The 2,956-nt window shown below is 66.1% G+C and carries 2 protein-coding genes; both read right to left on the bottom strand.

Annotated features, from left to right (window positions below; all coding sequences use genetic code 11):
- The coding region (locus NV64_RS24270) for an efflux RND transporter permease subunit (RefSeq protein ID WP_233209064.1) at positions 1–1,876 on the bottom strand (1,876 nt) is incomplete at its 3' end.
- Positions 1,876–2,956, bottom strand: a 1,081-nt coding sequence (locus NV64_RS21340) for an MdtA/MuxA family multidrug efflux RND transporter periplasmic adaptor subunit (RefSeq protein ID WP_101506726.1), incomplete at its 5' end; no start/stop codon positions are given. The genes NV64_RS24270 and NV64_RS21340, both read right to left, overlap by 1 nt.

The raw sequence follows: 2,956 nt of genomic DNA, 5'->3' as shown, positions 1-2,956 counted from the left end.
TGATCTGCAGGCGGCCGCTGTTCAGCGCCGGGTTAGTGCCGTCGACGCCGATAAACGAGGTCAGGCTCTCCACCGCCGGGTCCTTCATAATCACGGAGGCCACCGCCTGCTGACGCTGGGCCTGACTTGCAAACGACACCGACTGCGGCGTCTGCACCGTGCCCTGAATAATGCCGTTGTCCTGCAGCGGGAAGAAGCCCTTCGGGATCAGCAGCCACAGCAGCACGGTCAGCGCCAGGGTGGCGAAGGCCACGCCCAGCGTCAGCCACGGATGGTTCAGCACCCGGGTCAGCAGCCGGCCGTAGCGGGCGATGATCCGTTCGAACAGCGCTTCGCTGGCGCGTGAGAAGCGGTTCTGCTTACGCAGCGACTCGGCGCTGAGCATGCGCGCGCACATCATCGGCGTCAGGGTTAGCGACACTACCGCCGAGATCAGAATGGCGATCGCCAGCGTCATCGCAAACTCGCGGAACAGCCGGCCAACGATATCGCCCATAAACAGCAGCGGGATCAGCACCGCAATCAGCGAGAAGGTCAGCGAGATAATGGTAAAGCCGATCTCACCCGCGCCCTTCAGCGTTGCCGCCAGCGGCTTCTCGCCCTTTTCGATATAGCGCGAGATGTTCTCGATCACCACAATCGCGTCGTCGACCACAAAGCCGGTGGCGATGGTCAGCGCCATCAGCGTCAGGTTGTTGACCGAGAAGCCGAGGAAGTACATCACCGCAAAGGTGCCGATCAACGACAGCGGCACCGCCACGGCCGGGATAATGGTCGCCGCCACGTTGCGCAGGAACAGGTAGATAATCATCACCACCAGCGCGATCGCCAGCAGCAGCTCAAACTGCACGTCGCTGACCGAGGCGCGAATATTGGTGGTGCGGTCGGTGAGCAGCTGCACCTCAACCGACTTCGGCAGCGAGGCAGTCAGCGCCGGCAGCATGCGGCGAATATTATCGGCGGTATCAATGATATTCGCCCCCGGCTGGCGCTGCACGTTGAGTACGATCGCCGGCTGGCGGTTGGCCCAGGCCCCCAGCCAGCTGTTCTCCGCCCCCTGTTCCACCGTCGCCACGTCGCCGAGGCGTACCGGCGAACCGTTCTGCACGCTGACGATTAACTGGCGGTAGCCTTCGGCGGTTTTAATCTGGTCGTTGGCTGACAGGGTAATGGCGCGCTCCGGGCCGTCGAGGCTGCCCTTGGCCGAGTTGACGTTGGCGTTGCTGATGGCGGTGCGCACCGTCTCGCTGCTGATGCCGAGCGCCGCCAGCGCCTGGGCGTTAAGCTTGACCCGCACCGCCGGGCGCTGGCCGCCGGAGAGGGTCACCAGCCCGACGCCGCTCACCTGCGAGATCTTCTGCGCCACGCGGTTTTCCACCATATCCTGCACCTGGGTCATCGGCAGGCTGGTGGAGGTGACGGCGAGGGTCATGATCGGCGGGTCCGCCGGGTTAACCTTGTTGTAAACCGGCGGGTTGGGCAGGTCGCCGGGCAGCAGGTTGGTGGCGGCGTTAATTGCCGCCTGCACCTCCTGCTCGGCGACGTCCAGCGACAGCGACAGCTGGAACTGCAGCGTCACCACCGACGCGCCGCCGGCGCTCTGCGACGCCATCTGCTTGAGGCCGGACATCTGGCCGAACTGGCGCTCCAGCGGCGCGGTGATCGCCGAGGTGACCACGTCCGGGCTGGCACCGGGATAGAGCGTTACCACCTGAATGGTCGGGTAGTCGACTTCCGGCAGCGCCGAGACGGGCAGGGCGCCGTAGCCGATAATACCGGCCAGCAGGATCGCCACCATCAGCAGGGTGGTCGCCACCGGGCGCAGAATAAAGTGGCGCGACGGACCGCCGCCGGGCGTGGGTGTCATCGCCTCCATCAGTCGCTGGCTCCCTTCGCCGGCTGGGCGTGGCGCGCCGAGGTCAGCGGCGTCGACTGCGGCGCCACCACCTCAACCTTCGCCCCCTCGGTCAGCCGGTCGATGCCGTCGGTCACCACCTGTTCACCGGCGTTCAGCCCGTCGGTAATCACCGCTTTTTCACTGTCCTGGAAACCGGCGGTGACCGCCTTCTTGCTGACCTTGCCTTCGCCGTTCACCACCCAGACAAAGTGGCCCTCGCTGCCCATCTGCAGGCCGGCCGGCGGGATCACGATGGCGTTCTCCAGCGTGCTGGCCTGCAGGCGGGCGTTGACAAACTGGTTGGGGAACAGCGTGTCGTCCTCGTTATCGAAACGCGCCTTTACCTTAACGGTGCCGGTGGTGGTGTCGATCTGGTTATCGAGGCTCAGCAGGCGGCCGCTGGTCAGCAGGCGGGTGTTGCTGCGGTCCCAGGCTTCTACCCGCACCTCGCCGCTCTTCTGCGCGCTGAGCACGCTGGCGATGTCGCTCTCCGGCAGGGTGAAGATCAGGTCAATCGGGTGGGTCTGGGTGATCACCACGATGCCGGTGGTGTCGCCCGACGAGATGTAGTTACCGACGTCGACCTGTTTCAGGCCAACGCGCCCGGCGATCGGCGCGGTGACGCGGCTGTAGCTGAGGTTGAGCTGAGCGCTGGCGACGCTGCCCTCGTCGGCTTTAATGGTGCCGAGGGTTTCGCTGACCAGCGCGCGCTGGGTGTCCAGTTCCTGCTGCGAAACGAGGCTGGTTTTCGCCAGCTTTTCATAGCGGGCGAGGTCGCGACGGGCGTTGGCCAGCGTCGCCTGGTCTTTTGCCAGCTGCCCCTGGGCCTGGGTCAGCGCCACCTGGTACGGGCGCGGGTCGATCTCCGCCAGCAGCTGCCCGGCTTTCACTTCCTGGCCTTCCGTGAAGTGCAGCGCCAGCAGGTCGCCCTCCACCCGGCTGCGCACCGTGGCGGTACCGGCGGCGGTGACGGTGCCCAGCCCGGAGAGGTACTGCGGCACGCTCTGTTCACGCGCGACCGCCGCCTGCACCGGCGCGGCGGTGCCGCCACCCGCACCG

Origin of the sequence: Erwinia sp. B116 (assembly GCF_002865965.1) — a bacterium.
Classification (GTDB): domain Bacteria; phylum Pseudomonadota; class Gammaproteobacteria; order Enterobacterales; family Enterobacteriaceae; genus Erwinia.
This window is presented reverse-complemented; position numbering and strand designations above follow the sequence as displayed.